At 46.5% G+C, this 19,176-nt stretch carries 17 protein-coding genes; 8 read left to right on the forward strand and 9 right to left on the reverse strand.

Going from position 1 to position 19,176, the window contains the following annotated elements; all coding sequences use genetic code 11:
• Positions 1 to 63 precede the first annotated feature (63 nt).
• From ACLWNV_RS04600 to ACLWNV_RS04620, 5 genes are all read right to left on the reverse strand, one after another.
• The gene (locus ACLWNV_RS04600; protein ID WP_413586735.1) at positions 64 to 1,194 is read right to left on the reverse strand and encodes a hypothetical protein; all 1,131 of its coding nucleotides are present in this window, start codon (positions 1,192 to 1,194) and stop codon (positions 64 to 66) included.
• Positions 1,195 to 1,296: 102 nt separating this feature from the next.
• Positions 1,297 to 1,698, reverse strand: a complete 402-nt coding sequence (locus tag ACLWNV_RS04605) for a response regulator (RefSeq protein ID WP_413586736.1) — start codon at positions 1,696 to 1,698, stop codon at positions 1,297 to 1,299.
• A gap of 208 nt (positions 1,699 to 1,906) precedes the next feature.
• Entirely contained in the window at positions 1,907 to 2,332 is a 426-nt protein-coding gene (locus ACLWNV_RS04610; RefSeq protein WP_413586737.1) for a choice-of-anchor D domain-containing protein, read from the reverse strand.
• A gap of 152 nt (positions 2,333 to 2,484) precedes the next feature.
• Positions 2,485 to 3,003, reverse strand: a complete 519-nt coding sequence (locus tag ACLWNV_RS04615) for a hypothetical protein (protein WP_413586738.1) — start codon at positions 3,001 to 3,003, stop codon at positions 2,485 to 2,487.
• Between the two features lie 160 nt (positions 3,004 to 3,163).
• Entirely contained in the window at positions 3,164 to 3,769 is a 606-nt protein-coding gene (locus tag ACLWNV_RS04620; protein ID WP_413586739.1) for a hypothetical protein, read from the reverse strand.
• Positions 3,770 to 3,867: 98 nt separating this feature from the next.
• Here ACLWNV_RS04620 and ACLWNV_RS04625 point away from each other — a divergent pair, with 98 nt between their 5' ends.
• Positions 3,868 to 4,392, forward strand: coding sequence for an isochorismatase family protein (locus tag ACLWNV_RS04625; protein ID WP_413586740.1), 525 nt, complete (start codon positions 3,868 to 3,870; stop codon positions 4,390 to 4,392).
• Here the strand turns inward: ACLWNV_RS04625 and ACLWNV_RS04630 are convergent.
• Complete coding sequence (locus ACLWNV_RS04630; RefSeq protein WP_413586741.1) at positions 4,389 to 5,090, reverse strand: RluA family pseudouridine synthase; 702 nt, start codon at positions 5,088 to 5,090, stop codon at positions 4,389 to 4,391. The two genes, ACLWNV_RS04625 and ACLWNV_RS04630, sit on opposite strands and share 4 nt — an antisense overlap.
• Before the next feature lie 174 nt (positions 5,091 to 5,264).
• On the opposite strand from ACLWNV_RS04630, the gene ACLWNV_RS04635 reads away from it, so the two are divergent.
• A complete protein-coding gene (locus ACLWNV_RS04635) occupies positions 5,265 to 6,119 on the forward strand; it encodes a polysaccharide deacetylase family protein (protein ID WP_413586742.1) in 855 nt (284 codons plus the stop codon).
• 53 nt (positions 6,120 to 6,172) lie between these two features.
• On the opposite strand, the gene ACLWNV_RS04640 is transcribed toward ACLWNV_RS04635, so the two are convergent.
• Positions 6,173 to 10,936, reverse strand: a complete 4,764-nt coding sequence (locus ACLWNV_RS04640; protein ID WP_413586743.1) for a hypothetical protein — start codon at positions 10,934 to 10,936, stop codon at positions 6,173 to 6,175.
• 302 nt (positions 10,937 to 11,238) lie between these two features.
• On the opposite strand from ACLWNV_RS04640, the gene ACLWNV_RS04645 reads away from it, so the two are divergent.
• The gene (locus ACLWNV_RS04645) at positions 11,239 to 11,448 is read left to right on the forward strand and encodes a hypothetical protein (protein ID WP_413586744.1); all 210 of its coding nucleotides are present in this window, start codon (positions 11,239 to 11,241) and stop codon (positions 11,446 to 11,448) included.
• Between the two features lie 6 nt (positions 11,449 to 11,454).
• Here the strand turns inward: ACLWNV_RS04645 and ACLWNV_RS04650 are convergent, their stop codons facing one another.
• Positions 11,455 to 11,580, reverse strand: coding sequence for a hypothetical protein (locus tag ACLWNV_RS04650; RefSeq protein WP_413586745.1), 126 nt, complete (start codon positions 11,578 to 11,580; stop codon positions 11,455 to 11,457).
• Between the two features lie 255 nt (positions 11,581 to 11,835).
• Between ACLWNV_RS04650 and ACLWNV_RS04655 the strand changes: the two genes are divergently transcribed.
• From ACLWNV_RS04655 to ACLWNV_RS04675, 5 genes are all read left to right on the forward strand, one after another.
• Positions 11,836 to 12,216: a hypothetical protein gene (locus tag ACLWNV_RS04655; protein ID WP_413586746.1), complete on the forward strand. Its 381-nt coding sequence runs from the start codon at positions 11,836 to 11,838 to the stop codon at positions 12,214 to 12,216.
• A gap of 116 nt (positions 12,217 to 12,332) precedes the next feature.
• Entirely contained in the window at positions 12,333 to 13,580 is a 1,248-nt protein-coding gene (locus ACLWNV_RS04660) for a hypothetical protein (protein ID WP_413586748.1), read from the forward strand.
• A gap of 123 nt (positions 13,581 to 13,703) precedes the next feature.
• Positions 13,704 to 14,420, forward strand: a complete 717-nt coding sequence (locus tag ACLWNV_RS04665) for a hypothetical protein (protein WP_413586749.1) — start codon at positions 13,704 to 13,706, stop codon at positions 14,418 to 14,420.
• Between the two features lie 111 nt (positions 14,421 to 14,531).
• Positions 14,532 to 17,339, forward strand: coding sequence for a hypothetical protein (locus ACLWNV_RS04670; protein WP_413586750.1), 2,808 nt, complete (start codon positions 14,532 to 14,534; stop codon positions 17,337 to 17,339).
• A 262-nt stretch (positions 17,340 to 17,601) separates the two neighbouring features.
• A complete protein-coding gene (locus tag ACLWNV_RS04675; RefSeq protein ID WP_413586751.1) occupies positions 17,602 to 18,096 on the forward strand; it encodes a hypothetical protein in 495 nt (164 codons plus the stop codon).
• Here the strand turns inward: ACLWNV_RS04675 and ACLWNV_RS04680 are convergent, their stop codons facing one another.
• Positions 18,097 to 19,095, reverse strand: a complete 999-nt coding sequence (locus ACLWNV_RS04680; protein WP_413586752.1) for a zinc-binding dehydrogenase — start codon at positions 19,093 to 19,095, stop codon at positions 18,097 to 18,099.
• Positions 19,096 to 19,176 lie beyond the last annotated feature (81 nt).

Below are 19,176 nucleotides of genomic sequence, written 5' to 3' on the forward strand. Positions count from 1 at the left end.
CGCCCAAAAAAGACAACAGAATCTAAATTCTGGTCCCAAAGTAGTCATCAATTACTTACATACTTATTTGCAAAGTGAGGCTTTTTTAGGGGTGAAGTTATAGATCATAACTCCGCCGTTTTTCAAAAGACCGTCTTTAAGTTCGTCCAGATATAAAGGACGACCACCCAGTTCTTCGACACCGGCTTTATCGGTATCGATGGTTCCGGCAACGCCCAAACAGCCCCAGGTCGCAACATAAGGACTGGAACCGTGTAGTAGTACGCCCCGTCCATGAATGTTGGTATTTCCTTTTTCCAGGCCTAAAAGTTCAATGCCGTCATTGATGTTACCGCCGCGGGGTGGGCGATAAGCGCGAGTGACGATAGCACCATTCGGGGATTGACGGAAGTTAGGGCCGAAGCCGTTAACGCCGCGAGCAACCGGAATGGGATTTTTTTGCAAAACCTGAGTCAGCTGACCTTCGGAGTTAAAAAAGTACATTTTACCGGTCAGTTCATTATCCTTAAAGTCATTAAATATAAAGGTGTCTGAAGTAACTTTACCCGTGGCTTTATTTAGCTTGTGAGCTTCAAGAGCCTGAGCCAGTCCACATTGGAAGCGACGATCATATTTAAGCTCTGAAGGAAGTTCCAGGCAGGAGTTATTTTGACCGTTTAGCGTACGATTCGTGTTGGTCACTTTTTCTGCCAAAACTGCAGCCGATGCTGATTTTGGATTGGTTTTTTCATCGATCGACGGAGTGACCAATGATTTCGTTTCACCCATGCCAAACAGATCACGAAGCCAATCAAAGAAATTGAACTTACTGGATTGATAAACCGCGGTATCAGACGACAACGTACAAGTACCTTTGGTCACGCAGCTTTGGTCATTTGCAGAAAACGCAGACTTATTCACGACAAGTTCGTCGTTGTCGGCAAGACTTTTTAGAACATCCATATCCGCAGATTTGGTTTTGCTTTTCACGGAATTAACAGACAACAAGGAGTCATTGGGAATGGTTTGAATGTCTGTTGGATTGGCACTGTTCAACTTGCTGGGATTGAAGAATCCATTTTTAGGATTTACCGCTTTAACTGAAATATCAGTGCCTTTGGGAATAGCGCCAATCGGCTGAATAGCGCGATAAGAATCTTGGGCATAAGCTTGTGCCCAGAACAAAAAAATGAAGCTGAAGATGATGGATTTCATAGTTTTTGTTTCCTTTAACTATGGAGTCACATCGGACTTTTCTGAGTGTTTCTTAAGAAATGCAGGCTTATCTGGACGTCTGGTAAAGGCGGCGTGCCGGACTTAAGTTGTAAGAATCCCCTGAATCTTATTAAGAAGCTCCTTACGGCGCGCAGGCTTGGTCAGAACGTCGTCACAACCAGCATCCACGCACATCTGGCAGTCTTCCTTCATGTAGTGGGCGGTCAGGGCAATGATGGGTTTTTTATAACCAGAAGCCCGGATGCGGCGTACCGATTCATAGCCATCCATGATCGGCATTTGAATGTCCATAAGGATAAGATCGGGATTGTTTTTTTCGGTCATCTCGATTGCTTCCAGACCGTTCGTCGCCTGCAAAATCTGGGAGTGTGTTCGGCGCATGTACATATCAATAAGCATGCGGTTATCACTGACATCGTCGACCACCAGAATCTTTGCCCCGTGCAAATCAATTTCCTGATTCAACAAACCATTTTTTTCCATGTTACCCTCAGAAATGAAATGTCCTGTTTATATCTAAGGGCAATTTTATAGATGGCGCAACCCTGTCAGTTGCGGATGTGCAAAGAAACGGTAAATTCGACTCGATGAGCAACACCGATGTGAAGACGGTTTGATGAAAATGCTTCTGATTTGAAGAAATCGCAAAGACGGCAAAGATTTTTTAACCGCCGTCTTTGCGTGACTCAGCTTAGTAGTTGTAGCCAATTCCGCGCAAGTACACCCAGATATCAGAGCGTCCGATCAAATCAAAATGCAGACTGCCGCTGAAAGAGCCCACTTGTTTCGGTGCGAATTTCACCGTGGCTCTGCAGGATTGTCCCGGCCATAAAACACCGCCACAGTTTTCTTTGTGGCTGAATGCTCTGCCGGAAGTATCGATGTCGTTGATGTAGAAGGGATAGTTGCCGTTGTTGCGAATACGGAATCGCGCGGTTTCGCTTTTACCCTTACGCACGAATCCAAAATTATAGTTATAGGATTCCTGCACGGAGACGGAATCTTCCGTGATGGTGATGACGCCATCATCCTGGGCGTGATCAAATTCTTCGGTTCCCTGGGCGAAAACGGGAACAGTCAGGAACAATGCAGATGTCAGTAACATGATTGCTTTCACAACAACCCCCTTTTTTTTCTCATCATCGTGAAAGGAAGTTTTGGAGGCAAAATGTTATTTTCCCTCTGGCCCGGATCCAGTGTTGGCTGAAAATAAAAAAAGCCGCTGATTTGAATCAGCGGCTCTTTCGACCAGCAATTTTCGTGAGAAAATTATTGTTGGATTTTACCAGTAACCTGGAAGTGCAAACCTACAGTCGTTGCACCAGCGCCACATTGAAGAGCAGCGTCAGAAGCTGGAACGTAGATCGCTGCGCGACCGTGAAGGTATTTGTAGTTGTTGAATTTCAAAGAAGCATCAAGGAATGCTTTACCGTTAGCACAAGCAGAAGTGCCTTCGATTGCGTAAGCGCGAGAATCAATCAATTGAGCTGTTTTTGCAGCGTTGTCTGCAAGAACCAATGCAGAGTATTTGCAAACAGAGCCTTCTTCAGAGAACGTACCTTTGATCAAAAGGTTGTCCAAAGAGTAGTCTGTCGTCGCAGTTGCCAATTGAACATTGTAAGCAGCGAAGTCAGCTGGAACAGAGGCTGTTTGAGTGTTGCCGTCTTCACAAACGAAAGCTGTGAATTTAGACATCCAACGCTCACCTGGAAGAGTCAAATCTTCGTTTGGTGCTGCGAATGCAGAAGAAAGAGACAAAGAAGCTAGCAATACTAGAACTGATTTCATGTGTAGATCCTCCATTAGGAATTAAGTAATAACGTGGAGGTGTTTTACCAAGAACCCTGGAAAGAGCAAGAAAACCACCCAAAATAAACTTTTGGTTTTCAATGCCTTTTCAACTCGCTTGCTTTAGGGGGATAACTTGTTATTTGACGATGAACAAATGTTAATTCAAGACTCTAACAGAGGTGACATACATTAACTCGCAGGCTCCAGCGCCACGGTCATCGCGACTGAGGGAACTCTTCCATTCGCCGCCCGATTTACCACTGAAAACGACTAACTGGCCATCGAGTTCAATCAAGTTTCCTTCGCGCAATGAAAACAAAAGATCCTTAACGATGGTATTTGCAGGAATGATGTGAACGTTTGCGCTATGGCGTAGTATTTCATTTTCAGGAATCGGGGGATTGCGCCATTTCACGTGATAGTAGCGCAGTGACTGACCGATGCTTAATTCATTCAACACCCGGGAATCCGACATCGGCCCCCAACCCAGGGCAAGATCAATCGGGGAAATTGCAGCCCCTGGATCAAACCAATAGCGATTCGTGGAAAGCACTCGGGCGCGAATTTTATAATTCGCCAACGGCTCAGCGATTCCAACATCGGTAATAATCGCTTTTCGTTCATTTTCAGGGATGGATTCCTGGGAAGGGTTGTCCTTAACCAGGACGCCCTCAGGAACAGCGACAGGACGCCCATTCCAATGCAGGAAAGTCGCAATCACGACGGCGCCAAGAATTATATTCTTTCGATTCAGTTCCAGCATCGCTTTATTTTGAAAGTAAAAGGCGAGCTTAGCAAGTTTTTGTAAGGGGATTGGACCAAGCTGTGGCCTAAAGAGTCTGTTTGAGATAATATGAGTGTATGAATTTAAATACCGCTTTATTACTTATCGACGTCCAGGCCAAAATGTTTGCTCCCTTTACTCCTGTGCACCAAGCCGATGACTTTCTTGATAATATCCTAAAACTTCTGCGCCTGGCCCGGGCTTCGGGAACTCAGGTTATTTTTGTGCAGAATAATGGACAAGCCGGGGAGGCGGATGAAACCCGCACTGAAGGCTGGTTGTTGCATCCGGAAATTGAAATAATCAGTGGTGATTTGATCGTCCAAAAATCTCTTCCTGATCCGTTCACAGGGACAGAACTGCATCAGGCCTTAAAAGGCAGAGGCATCCATAAGCTCATCGTGGCGGGAACGCCCTCAGAAACAAGTGTCGAAGCCACGTGCTTGAAAGCCTGTGAGTTGGGTTACGGAGTGACTTTAGTTAGCGACGCGCATAGCACTTATGCCACCAAGGAAAATACGGCCGAAGATATCATCGCACGCGTTAACAGAAATCTAAAAGACTTTGTCAGCCTGTGGCAGGTTTCTGACGTACAGATTTAGTATTCAAATTCGATCAGGTTTTTAAAATACGCGGGAACGCGGGCTTTAAAGCTAATTCTTTTCCCGCTGTGCGGGTGATTGATTTCAAGCTCTGCAGAGTGCAAGAACAGGTTTTTAAACGGTGACTGGGGTCTGCCGTACTTTGTATCGCCCACGATAGCGTGTCCTTGTTCAGATAAGTGCACGCGAATCTGATTTTTCTTACCCGTCAAAAGATTGATTTTTAAAAGGCTGAATTTGTCGATTTCTTTTAAAACCGTGTACTCAGTAATGGCAAGCTTGCCTTCTTCAGAATTTTGGCTGGAGTGAACGACGTAATCTTCGTCCTCGCTTAAGTAACTTTGAATAGTGCCGGATTTTTTCTCAAGCTTTCCATGAACAATCGCATAGTAAGTTTTGTTAAAGGACTTCCAGTTGTCCTTAAGCTTGTTCATGACCTCTTCAGTTTTAGCGAAAACCAAAACTCCCGAAGTAGCCTGATCCAGGCGGTGAACCACGTGGACTACTTTGTTCGAGCGGGGATTGCCCTTGCGGACGAATTGGTTCAAGAGGCCATGAACCGTGTTTTCACGTTCCCATTTGGCAGCGACCGTCAGAATGCCCGGGGATTTGTTACCCACGATGATATCCAAATCATCGTGCAGAATTTCGAATCCTTTTGGTTGATATTTCTTTGGGATCTTTTTAGGTGCTGACATAGAACTCATTGTTAACAGGTTCCCCCTATGAAGTGTAGATACCTTGGGCAAATTAGTGCCTTCAGTGTAAAAAGGGATGATCAAACTTTAGACAGTGGCCCGATTTTTTGAGATTTCCCTCTGTTTCAGGTAGATTGCCGCCATATTGCGTATTTCATATTTCTTGGAGGCTTTATGAAACGTTTGCTCGCGTTGTCTTTTGCGGTTCTTTCTTTTAATACGGCATTTGCTCAGTCAGATGTTGACGTGACAGCTCTATTGGGTCCGGTTCCCTCTGATCAGGAATTGATCCTGCGCCAGGAGCAAGAGTCTATCCAAAGACGTATTGAAATGTCCCAATGGACAAGCGTTGATACCTGCAAATACGGTATCAGAGTGCCAGACAAAGTAACTCGCGGCACGATCGCATTGACGTTTGATGACGGCCCAAATCCAAAAACCACTCCAATCATCCTGAACACTCTTAAAAAACATGGCGCTAAGGCCACGTTCTTTATCCTGGGTGGTAAAGTTGCAGGCAACGAAGCATTGATCCGTCGTATCCTTGACGAAGGTCACCACATTGCGAATCACTCTTACAATCATCCAAACTTCCATAAGCTGTCTGTGGTAGATGCTAAAAACCAGATCTACCAAACAGATAAACTTTTGCGCCAGTTCACTACGCCGAACTATCTTCGCTACCCATATGGTAACTCCACTTGTGCAGCAAACGAATACGCAAACTCTTTGGGTTACAACATCGTTGGCTGGAATATCGATACTTGTGACTGGGCATTCGCAAACACAGGCAGCGTATCTGATGCTTCCAACAGAACTTGTCAGGCTCCAGCAAGCTTGCGCTCTGACTATGCCGGCTACGTGAACCACGTGGTTGGTCAAACTAACGGTGGTGTGTTGTTGATGCATGACATTCACATGAACACGGCTTCCAGCCTGGATCGTTTGATGACGAAGCTGGAAAACCAGGGTTACCGTTTCGTGGACCTAGCTGATACAAACTTATTTCCGAAATTGAACGAATACTAATCGTTCAATAAGACGGTGGGAAACTTAAAGGAGGACCAAAAGTCCTCCTTTTTTTATGGCATCAATGGAGTGGTCAGGATTCGGCGCTTATAAGCGTCTTGCATCAAAAGCCCCAGGGGCGTAACTTTCAAATAGAAAGCCTTACCGCGGTTACCGGGTTTCACACCTGGAAGATCCAGACCGGCCGTTGAAATCTGCACAAAGGTTTTTGCCGTGTCGTGGGCCGCGTAAACTTCCGTAACCTCGGCCGTCGCATCGTTTGCCAGGAAGTAGCTCCAGCCAGTGGCATTATCATGGACCGCATCGATCCACGTTTTTCCGGTCGGGTAATTCGTGAAGGTGGTCAGGTCATGAAGCAGATAAATTTTTGGTGAAGCCGGATTAGCTTTGGCTGTGATTTGCAGCACACGGCCTTCATCAAACACCATCAACTCGCCGGTTGCGTCTTCCTGCATTCCGTAAATTCGCGAAAAGCCGACTCCTAATGCTGTTGCGCCATCTGTGAAAGCCGTGGCACCCGCTGCACCGGTTTTACCAGCGATCGCTACGATCCCGTTCGTACTGGTTGAAGCCAGGGAACGATAGATCGCAAGGTTTTGTGTATAGGCGTTTGTGCTGTAACCTGCGAAATAGAAGTTATCATCAGCCATGTAAGTTGCTGTTGAACCCCAATCCCAAATTAAATTGGAGCTTCGATTGAATGATGTACCTAATGTAGGCACAGTGCCGCTGGTTCCCGTGTGCATGTCAAATAAACTGCTTAGATTTGAGTTGCTGCCTTCCGGCCACAGAGCAGGGGAAAGGTTCACACCTTCCCATTTATAACCCGAGGTGGAGCCGGTGTTCATAAGAATTTTACTGCCGGTATTATTCAGAATCAGCGCGCCATAGGTATTCAGTAAACCACTGATAGAGCTTGGATAAGCCGTGTCGATGCGGGAAATAAACGGTGTTCCCGGCGTCGTCGTGGTGTCGACTTTCATACGGCGTAAGTGGCGAACACCGCGAGTGTATAAGTACTTATTGGTGGAATCATAAGCAAGTCCGGCGATGGAAGTAAACGCCACCAAAGTTGGATCCGTGCCATTTCCGTAAGTCAGGAAAGGGGAACCCCCGATTTTGTTCGCATTCCAGTCGGTATTATATTTCACCTCGAACAATTCATTCGTATCACGAGAAACCACATAGACGGAGTTGCTGGAGGAGCCGAGCGTTGCCTGGAAGTCGGTGATCACATAGGAGCCCAGAGCGACATAAGTGCCGCCGTAGTTTCCTGTGCTGGTATCGACATAGGCCACACGATTACCACTGCGCACGTTCTGCATACAGAAATATTTGCTCGTGTCGGTGCCCACATACATCACACGCGAGCACGGATTGCTGACGCTGGCAGTGGTTGAAGATACGACCCATTTGTCCGTACCGGAGTTGTAATCCAGGCTAAAACGATTCGTCGCACTGACGCCAGTACGGTGATAGATATAGGCTTTACTGCGATCAGGCATTACGGCGATCCAACCATTATAGTCTTGAAGACACGTCAAGCCGATCGCATCGCCCACGTCACCTATGGATGGCGCGGCACCGGTACAATCTGCCTGCGATCCAATCACCAGTTTTGGAATACTAGTGACATTGTTTAAATCCACTTCGTAGTACGCCTTCACGCGCACCAAACCAGTGTGATAAGACGGGAAGTAGTAATAGCCTGATTTAATGTAAGCGTCGTAAACGGGATTGGAAATCTGAGTGCGCTCGTCACCGTTTAACTGTGGAATTGTCCGGTTCCATACAATGCTCTTATCGCTGATCTTGATGCGTGTGATGGTGCTGCACGGAGCAGACACAATCGTCATCTCGCCACCTGTGATATCAATAATTCGCGGCACTGTGAATTGTGCAACTGAGCTGGTCGGGCATCCTTCCATACTCATACTGCCCAGCCATTCGCTGACGATACCGGTTTGGCGGTCCATCTTCATGATCGCATGGCGCAGACGGGAGCCGTAATATAAATTGGAATTGCCGTCTGCGAACACACCGTTGGAACTGGAAATATCGGCTGCACTAATGTGAACACCATATTCCAAATTACCCGGGTCACCGACCAATACCTGCCAACTGGAATTTTGGATTGCCGAAAGTGCTGTGGTGATCACACCACCTTCGGTTTTACACGCCACCAAAACTCGGATCGGGGTGTTGGCAGTAATGGCCTGACCTTGAGGAGTGGTTGCGGGAATTGTCCAGTTATAAGTTCCTGAAGCAGCCAGGGAAGATTCAGTGCTGTCAGTAATTTTGAAATAGCTGATACCGTCATCGATCGTGTACTGAATAATGGAAATTGGTGAGCTTGCGAGATTAATACCCGCATCGGAACTTGCACAGTTCCAGGTGATAGGCATCACTTGCGTCGGTAAGTAAGTGCCGGAACCCGAAGGCGAAGTGACTTTGATAATTGGCGGGGTGCCCAGTTCTAAACGGACGGTGTAGGTTTTGGTCAGGGACATAATCCCTGCATTATTCTTCACCTGGGCATAGACCGTGTGATTTCCCGGAGAGGAACTTAGCACGTAACTCATGCCTGTCGCAGAAAATGGAACCCAGCCGGTGTTGTTGTCGGTGTTCACATCAAAATCAGTTTCCGCAAAGCGCATCCAGGAAGTCACCGAAGTGGAGGGCGTAACCCCCAGCGTGGCATTCACGGAGGAAATACCGACAATAGTTGCACCATCGGCCAAAGTGAATGTGTCAATGACCGGGCGTTCACTTTCGATAATTAGATCTTTTACGATCGAGGCCTGGTTTCCTGCAGAATCCGTACTGGTGGCACGAAGTTTAGCTGTTTTTAAAGTAGCCGGAGTGGACCAGGAATAGTTAAAAACATAATTGCTCGCACTGGTGGCCGGCATAGCTTGAGTGGAAAGGACAGACCACGTAGCCCCCGCATCATCGCTGTATTCAAGAAGTGAATTTTGTGACGTGGAGGTGTGTATGTCAGTTGTTCGCCAGGTGACTGTGGCTGTAGTGCTGACACGTAAATCTGTGGTCGGTGCCGTCCAGGCAAGCGTCGGCGGAGTGACATCCAAAATGACCGACGTGGATCCCGCAGATAAGGAAATATTTCCCGCAGAGTCTTTAGCCCAAACATAAATCGTGTGCGTGCTTTCACCCGTGATGGTGTGATTATAAACAAGCGGTGTGGCACAAGCAACCCACGAAGTGCTGGCTGCTGACGGGGCGCCAACAGTTTCAGTAATTAGAACCATGGCCGTGTCGGTACAATTTGCAAGTGACATACCCACCACTGGATTATTGGTGATGGCCGCCGTCGTCAATGTCACAACGGGTGCTGCTGGGGGGCTGTTGTCATAAGTAAAAGCGACGGGCGTCGTGTTGTTTGGATTTCCAGCGACATCCACGGCATGCAGTCTTAGATAACCTGACGCAGAAGGCGTGTAGCCCGTAAAAGGCGAGCTTGCCGCTGTTAACGTGGCGACATCTGTGAACGCAACACCGTCAGCAGAATATTGAAGTTTTATAGCAGCCACACCCGAAGTCGCATCTGAAGCTGAAAACGTTAGGCTCATCGCTGTGCCACCTGAAATGACAGTCGGAACACCCGACAGACTCACAGAGGGTGCCGTCATATCCAGTGTTACTGCCGCTGATGTGGCTAAAGTAGAAATATTTCCTGCTGCATCCTTGGACCACACATAAATGGTTTTGCTGCCATCGCCCGGGGAAAGATTATAGTTCGCTGTCTGTGCTGTGTCCGTGGTGCAGGCTTCTGAAAATGCACTCGGGGAAACGGTTGCCGAAACCGCACTTTCTGAAATCGCAAACGATGAAAAGGTTTCGCAGTTAATTAATGAAGCCCCGGTATTGACACTTAAAACTGCCGCCAGTGAATTTGTGACAGAAGGAGAGGTAAGAGTGATTGCCGGAGCCAGAGCTGGGAAGGTGTTTAGAATATTGAAAGTAAGCTGGTGTTCTAAAACTGCATCAGTGGTAGCAATCAGGCCACCACCGTCATCCGTTCCGATTTTTAAAGTTAAGTTGCTGATGCCCTGGGCGTTTTTTCCGGGAGTAAATGTATAAGAGGAGGCATTTCCCACCGAGACGCCATTTAATATCCACTCATACGCGGGATCGTAACTTCCATACCAGTGGGCAGCCACGACTGTGTGAGCTGCGGCACTCATTTCATTGTAAGCGGGTGGCGTGGTCAGGGTTTCTATATAAGGAGGTACCTGAGAAACCAGATCCGTGATGGCGTTTAGATTTAAATCTGCAACCAGTTGGTTGCGTTGGGCCGTTCCGCCAGCAGCAACCAGACTGTCATAAACTTCTGAGATGGATTCAGATGAGCTGGCAGATGGTGCCGCTGCCACAGTGGAAATCAAATCCTCGATCTGCTGATTGCTGAAATCATGCAGAGTTTTGATCCCCGGTAGTTGCACATAGGGAATAAGTCCAACCAAACTCGACACGTAAGTAATATCCTGCTGACCCAAGCCTGTTACGGGGCGACTTAATTTTTTTCCACAGGCTTCTGATTTTAAAATATACTTTTCAGTCGCCGTAGCGGGTGCAATTTTTGGAAAACTAAATTCATAAGAAGCATCTAACGGTACAGATGCTATCGGTGTCTCATCAACGGTGCCATTGAGATTTAGCTTGTGCAGGTGAACGATTTTGTCGCCAGCCAGACAGGTGGCAGACGAAGTGATTCCGGGCATGTGCACTTTACCTGATAGGACAGAAGTAGAGTCCTGCCAGATGTTCAGCTCAATACTGCAAGAAGCAAGCGACAAATATAGCAGAACACTCAGATATCTGAGTAGCCTCGTCGCCTGGTTCCTAATAAAGAGTGCCGGATTCAAAACGTGCATAGGGAACTCTTCGGTTCAATGAGTGGGAACATCCAGTGGTCCTTATCAAAATATCTTGATAAGTGACCTCAAATCACAAATTGGAGCAAGAACGTGAATTAGATAATTGTTTTAGTATGGAGTGCGATCTTGTTTTCAGACACAGTACGATCAAAACTTCAGATGACTCCATTAAAATCAGAATGGGCAATTCGTTTTTAAATTTGTGAATGGTGGAGGAAGAAATGAGATTCAAAAATTTGATTTTATTTTCAGCCGCCGCAGTGGCAACAGCTGTCGTGGTCAGAAAAATTCTTGCCGATCAAAATAAGCGAACCACTTCCGCAACTCGACAAAGCATGGATAATCATCGCGAAGAGGAAATAGATATGGAAAACGACGATTCCTTCCCCGCGAGTGATCCTCCATCATGGAGTGGAGGGCATTATCACTAAGGGTGGTTACTCGGCCGCTTTCCGTGAGCACAGGTACTGAGCATTGGGTTCGTCTTTGCGACAGACGTTTTCAACTTCGTCCCAGCAACCCCGGCGCTCTTCGCATTGGTCTTTGGCGACTATATCCTTCATAAAGAATATAAAGCCCACGGCACATATAAGTATTAGAACGACTATGATGTCGTTAGTTCGTCTCTTTTTGATACATCAACTCCTGAATAAACGTACAATGAGAGCAATGTACCTGTCCTATCGGCTGGTTCCGGGTAAAAGTTTAGTATTTTTAACTTGAAATCTGGTCTGGTGTTTCCAAACCACAGGCCTGGATTCAGCATTTTCACGTGACAAAAGAGGCGCTCTCACTGGGAATGAACTAAAGGAGTTCACGTGGGATTTGTCTCTGTTATAGCGGTGTTTGTGTTGTTAATAGGATGCAGTTCTAAAGGGCCATCGTCGCGCTACATAATTAATTCGATCAAAACTGCTGATCTCGATGACTCCAAATCGATCTCCCGAAATGAACTGAAGATGTATTTTCAGAACCGCTATAGCCAGATCGATGCGGGGGATACCGGAAAACTTCCCGCCAAGAAGCTTTGTCCTGCAATTCTTGCGGAGCGAATTTGCAAAGGGGCGGATGTGAACGGAGATGGTTTTATCACTATCGATGAACTCTATAACCGTCTGGATCTTGAGTTCGACCGCGTTAATAAAGACGGAAAAGGCGATATTTCTTATAAAGAGTTTCATGAGACACTGCTTCCTTAGTGCCAAATTGAAACCAAACAGCTCGCTACTTTAAATCCCTAAATATCAAACTCTTGCCTATTTAAGTAAACTTCCCTAAGACAGAGCGAGCCTTGTGCTCTATTTAGGAAAGTTCTATGTCTTTTGTTTCGTTCGTTTTGGTTACCCTGATTTCTTTCAACGTTTTTGCCGGTCAAATTCCTGATTTTTTAAAAAATCCATTTGCAGCGACAATCACTTCAACTTTGGTGACTGCAGAAAGCAGCAACGCTTTTAATCGTGGCACTGTCACTTTGCTACCGTCCAGAAAGTCAGTTCCTTTAATGGAGCGGGCGGTGGATTTTAATTACAGTTTCCGTCTGCGTGCTGAAAAAAAGGCACCCCTGGTGTTCTTGATTCCAGGAACAGGTGGGACATCTGAATCGGCAGGGGTTCTGCTTTTGGCCGAGCAATTGTTTAAAATGGGCTACCATGTAGTGACAGTGGATAATCCTTTCTCGTGGCGATTTGCGGTGGCGGGAAGTAAGAGTGGGCTTCCAGGATTCACGCCTCGCGATGCGACGGATCTATACGGAGCTTTGAAAAAAGTTAACAAGGCTTTGCGTACTGATTACGGTGTTCAACCCCAGAATTTCTCATTGGTGGGTTACTCATTGGGCGGCTTGCAAAGTCTTTTCGTTAACGAGATCGACCAGCAAACCCGTGACTTTGGCTTTAAGAAAGTTTTAATCATCAATCCGCCAGCAAATCTTTTGTATGCGGTGGAAAAGCTTGATGCGTTGGCTGATGTGAAAAATCAGATGACAGCAAACGAGCGTCAGAATGTGTCCTTCAAAGTTCAGCGTGTAACGACGGCGGTGACCAGCGGGAAGGTCAGTCTGCGTGACCCAATGCAGATGGATAAGATCTTTAAGCAAGAGCGTTTCACAGACAAAGAGATGTCTTATCTTATTGGAAACGAATTTCATGACAGCCTCGGTGGGTTGATTTTCTCAACTCAACAGGTTCATGATTCAGGAATTCTTAAAATTCCCGCGACCAAATACAAACGCAATGCACGCAATGCTGAAATCGCGAAAATTTCGTTTTCCCAGTACATGAATCAGTTCCTGCTTCCGAATCTGAAAATCAGACACGGAAACGACTATACAGTTGAGCAATTGAACTTTGATTCGAGTATCTTCCGCTTTGCTGATTCCATCCGTGCGAACGACTCCCTTTACCTGGTGACGACGGTGGATGACTTGTTCTCGAAGCCTTCCGATATTGCGTGGATGCAAAAACAGTTTGGTTCCCGCGCCTTGATTTTACCATTTGGTGGGCACTGTGGTTTCTTCCAGGTACCAGCTTTCCAAGGTCAGCTTAAGCATATCTTTGCGCGCTAGATTGTGAATCAGCAGCCACATTCCGAGTGGCTTGCCCCTGCCTTATGAACCCCGATATTCTAAAAACAAAGAACATCGGGGTTGCTAGTGTACGAAATACGTCTCTGGGTCTCTATCCTCATCATGGTCGCTCTATTAATGATTGCAGTATTTATCGGCACAAAATTCGGCCGTAAATTTGGCAATCCAGATGCGAACTATGCAGTTCTGCCTACATCTATTCTAGGGCTGTTGGCCTTGCTTTTAGGATTTACCTTTTCAATGTCGGTGTCTCGCTTTGAGGATCGCCAGAAGCTGGTGCTCTCTGAAGCCAACGCCATCGGCACCGCTTATTTAAGAACAGATTTTTTGCCGGCTCCCCACGCGCAGAATATTAAAACCTACTTCAAGGAATACATCGACGTTCGCTTAAAGGTTTTAGACGACTATTCAACGGCAGAGGAGAACCGTCGGGTGGGTCAGGAAACAGCCCGGCTGCAAAGTCTGATCTGGAATGAAACTGTTGCCGCAGCCAACGTTAAGATCACACCGCTGTCGCCATCATTTGTGACGGCGCTGAATGAAGTCATCGACTTAAGTGCCCAGTGGGATTTTGTTCTGAACAACACCGTTCCCGAGCTGATTTATTTTATTATCATTTTCGTAGCCGTCTTCGGTGTCTTTTTCCTGGGTTTTATGAATGGTTCCACGGGCACCTCTCACAGGTATGGAATTCTTGCTTTGGCATTTCTATTTTCATTGGTCATCGCTTTGATCCAGGATCTGGATCGCCCGCGGCGCGGCGCAGTCACGGTGAATCAAGGTAGTCTGTTAGAGCTAAAAAAACAGGTATCCAAATAACTTGGCCGTACAGCTCATAAAATGTTGTTTGGCGCTGGGTGCCAAGTGACAGGGCTCGTGATTTCACCTTTCAAATCATTTAACGTCTTCTGGAAAGTTAAGGGGAGTTAAATGAAAATTTTATTGCTAATGGCTTTGCTTGGTTGTGGATTGCACGCTCAAGCGCAAAATTTGGATTTGCAGCAGGACGCGCCGTCATTGAAATGGAAATCGATTTCCAATGACGTGGTTCAGGTTATCTATCCTGATATTTTTCAGGCCGAATCCGTTTACGTCGCGAATCTGGTAGAGCATTACTCCCGCGTGGTGGGACAGACTTACGGAATCGAAAAGCCCAAACAGTTTTCCTTGATCATTCGTGCAGAAAATTCGCAGGCAAATGGTTATGTGACTTTAAGCCCGCGTCGCAGTGAGTGGTTTGCTTCCAACTTATATTTCCCGGCCCTTGGAACTTCGGAATGGTTTCAAACTTTATCCATTCATGAATACCGCCACGTAAATCAGTTTGATTATTTCAATCAAAGAACCGTGAAAGGTCTTTACTATATCATGGGGGATGCAGGGGAGCAGGTTGCAGTCTTTCTTTCTTTGCCATCCTGGTATTTCGAGGGTGACGCGGTTTGGACTGAAACCAAGTATACCGATGCAGGCCGTGGTCGCTCACCGCGATTCCTGGCGCGTTTAAAAGCGTTGGTACTCAGCGAAGAAATTCCCACTTACGATCAGTTTCTGAATGGTACATATAGAAATCAGCTGCCGAATCAATATGTGTACGGTTACGCCCTGGTTTCTTATGCGACTCAAAAGCATGGCGCGGATGTTTGGCAAAAAATTATCTACGATGTCGCAAACTTTCCGAATCCATTTAGACTTTACACTTCCTTTGAGCGAGTAACAGGTCAGGACTTTGCCTCTTTCTATGATGAGACCATGGCGGATCTTAAGAAAAAATGGAGCAAAGACGCCCCTGAGAAGCTGGCATTTGAAGATTTCCGCGACAAAATCAATCCGGTAAAAGTGGGCGATAGCGTTTACTACGTTAAAAAAACTTTGGACACTAATTCTGAAGTGATTAAGGAAACCAAAGGTGAAAGCGAAAGAATCGCAAAGCTTGTTTTCGCTAAAGAAACTTCAGGGATTTATTTCGGAAACGGTAAAGCGGTTTATTCTGAACTTCTTCCGGATTCCCGTTATGCGCACAAAGGTTCAACGGATCTGGTAATTCTTGATTTGAATACAGGTTCAAAAAACACGATCGCACGCGGACAGCGTATTTATAATCCTAAGTTTAATGCTGCCGGAACTAAGATCATCGCTATCGAGTTCAACCAAGATCAGACCTGGAGTCTTGTTGAATTCGATCTTACGGGTAAGAAACTGCAAAGCTTCACTTTGCCGGAAGGTAAAGTGGCTGAAGCAAATTACCTGGATGATGATAACGCGGTAGTTATTCTAAATTCCAAAACGGGAACTAAATCCATGGTCACTGTGGATTTGAAAGGTCATAAGATCAGCAAGGTTCTGATTCCAGCTTCCCGTAACATGATCAGCGGCATGTACGTTGATAAAAACAACGATCTTTTCTTTGAAGCTCAGTACAAAGGCTCCACCGACATTTTCCGTCTGAATCAAGCTGGCGTCAGCCGTTGTACTGAATCTAAACTGGGTGCTTATACTCCGTCTTCTGATGGCGAAACACTTTACTATAGTAATATGGATACATACGGTTCCGTGGTGCAAACAGCAGCGGTGTCAGCTTGTAAACCAATGGAAGCTTCCCAATTGGTGGATTTCAAATATCTTGGCGATTCGCCGTCTGACAATTACAATGGCTTCCCTTTGCAGTCGTTCAATGATCAGGAAGAGCTACGCACCAAAAATGCGGATAAGTATAAACCTGAAGACTATGGCGATTTTGACAAGCGTTTGTTGGTTCCGAATAACTGGGGCTTGTTGATTGATAAGGGCTTTAACCTTGGAATCACATCTGACAACTACCTAAGAACTTTAAGTCTGGGTGCAAACGTCGGATCTGATGCGCAGGAAGGCCAGGGCTATGCAGGCCTGGGTTTCGCGGTTAAAAAATGGTATCCGATTTTCCTGCTAAATGCGGAAGACCGTAACCGTAAGGTCACAAATCTTGATTCCAATGATATCACTCAGTGGAACGAGAACAACGTCGGCCTGACTATGCTGGTTCCGTTCATTAAGAAAAAAGGCATCTATAACTTCACAGCTCTTTTATCTGGTAATGCAGAATACACTGATGCTGATAAGTATGAATTTAACGAAGTTGAAGTGACTGGCTCTAACTACTTCCATAAAACGGGTGGTCAGTTAAGTTTGATGTTTGCCCAGGATCAAACGCCAAGGTCTTTGATTGCTCCTTGGTTGGTTAGTTACGCGATCACTTACGACAATGCGGAACAACCATCTGATTCGGCATTCTCCGGCTACAGAACGTTCGAGCAGGGTGTAGTGCAAACGCCGGGCTTATTTAAACACGACGGTCTGCAATTTATTTACAGCCACCAGAATCAAAATGATTCCACGACGGCTTATCGCTTTTTGCCGGGCTTGGGTTCGCTGGGTTATGCATTCTCTCGGGGTTATAGCTATAAAGATGTGCCAGACTACAAGAAACTTTCGGCGAATTACTTGTTCCCGGTTTCTTATCCTGATTGGAATATTCCAAACTGGATTTATATCAATCGTGTATTTGTTAACTTGTTCTTTGATTCTACAGAAATTACTTCGGCGGTTTATCCGTCGCCTTTAAACAGCTACGGGGCGGAGTTCAACTTTGAATCTAAGTTGTTCAGGATTATTCCTACTGTTTTGGGGGTTCGGGTTGTTCAACGTGAATTGGATAACGAAACTCGTGTTGAGCCTTTCTTTGGGCTTTCTGGTTCCTACTAATTACGGGTTATAAGGGACCGAGGAGATCTGCCTCGGTCTCGTCGATCTTGGGACGGTTGATCTGCGACACGCCATCGTGGCTCACCGTGGCCCGCTTCGCGGGTGCGCGCATCCATGCGCCCACGGAGGTCGCTGCTCATCCGTCCCAAGCTCGCCAAGCCCGAGTCAGCTCTCCTCGCTCCCTTTGTTGTCGTCATTCGGTCGTTTCCTTCAAGCTTTGCGCTTCTTGCTTTTAGAATGAAATCGGGGGAGTTTATTGGGTATGGAATCTGTACTGGATAATCTTCTTTGGGTTGAAGAGCTTTTGCCGCCGGGGTTTGATTGTGTGCCTAAGCATGGGGGCATGGCCTACTATGTTGATATGAAGCTGGTGCTGATTTTGGTTGAGCGGCGTGGCCTTTATGAGCACAAGGGAGTTTCTTATCCGTTTGAGCTTTGGAATGGGGCTATTTTTCCTGTGCTTAAGAAGGCGCAGAATGCGTTTTTTTTGAAGTATCTTTTTTTGGAGAATCATCCGGTTAACAAGGACTGGCTTTATATTCCTGCTGATAATGAGGATTTTGAGGATCAGATTAAGCAGATGATGCGCGAGATTTCTCGGGCGAATCCGCTTTTGGGGTTGCCGATTAAGATGGAAGGCCCTGCGCAAACTTCTAAAGAGGCAGCTCCCCGGAAGAAAGCTGCTGCCAAAAAAGTCCGGGCCTCCAAGAAAAGTGAAAACGCTTACTTTCTTAATATCGCCAAGAAAAAGAACTGATTACGGTATCAGGGCCATTCTTGATTTTATTTTTCCTTCGGCCAATTCATGCAGCCAGTGATTTACTTCTTTTAACGGGGCGGTTTCCACTTGTGGTTTGATTTTTCCGGCTGCGATTAAATCGTAGAGTTCTTCCATTTCAATATGCGTTCCCCAGAAGGTGCCTTGCACGCGGATTTGATAGGTGATGGCAGAGGCTGTGGTGACGGGTGCAGTGGCCGAGCCCAGTCCCACAAGGACAATCGTGCCTCCGGGTTTTACGAAGTTTTGGGCGTCCTTGAATGTGGCCTCTAATCCTACGAAATCAATTACCACATCGTATGATTGTGGCTCTAGGACGGACAGGTTTTTTGAATTGATCACTGTCTGCACGCCGAATGATTTTGCCATTTCCAGGTTTGGTTCTTTTAGATCGCAGGCGGTGACGTTTGCTCCTAAGGCCAGGGCGATTTGAATTCCGTTCATACCTAAGCCACCAAGTCCGATGATCATAACCTTTGAGCCCATTTGAACCTGACCCATGGCTTTGATTGCGTGGTAGGGAGTTAAGACGGCGTCGGTGGCAACTGCGGCTACTTCGGGGCTGATGCCTTTGGGAACTTTCACGATGTTGCGAGCCGGAACTTTCATGTACTCGGCGTAAGCACCATCTTGTCCCAAGCCAATAAAGGTGCGGCTGGGATCGTTGCACAGATTGTCGTGACCAGAGCGGCAGAAGTTGCAATGTCCGCAAGGATTCGGGCCATGCACGGCGTACAAATCACCGGGAGCGAATTTTTCTGTAACTTGCGATCCCGTTTCCACGACTTCGCCGCAGGCTTCGTGTCCCATGGTGAAGGATTCTTTGTAGGGGACTTCGCCATGCAAAACGTGCAGATCCGAGTGGCAGATTCCTGCAGCACGGACTTTAAGAATGACATCCTGGGGACCCGGTTTTGGTTTTGGTACATCGGTCAGCGATAGCTCTTTTTGACCGGGAACATATCTCGCGGCAAACATAAGTGACCTCTTTTCGTTTACGACAAGAATATCGCAAACAAAATTCTGTCACAAATGCCAAGCCGCTCTTGTGTTATCAGC

The organism is Bdellovibrio sp. HCB274, from assembly GCF_047306075.1.
In the GTDB taxonomy this organism is placed as follows: domain Bacteria; phylum Bdellovibrionota; class Bdellovibrionia; order Bdellovibrionales; family Bdellovibrionaceae; genus Bdellovibrio.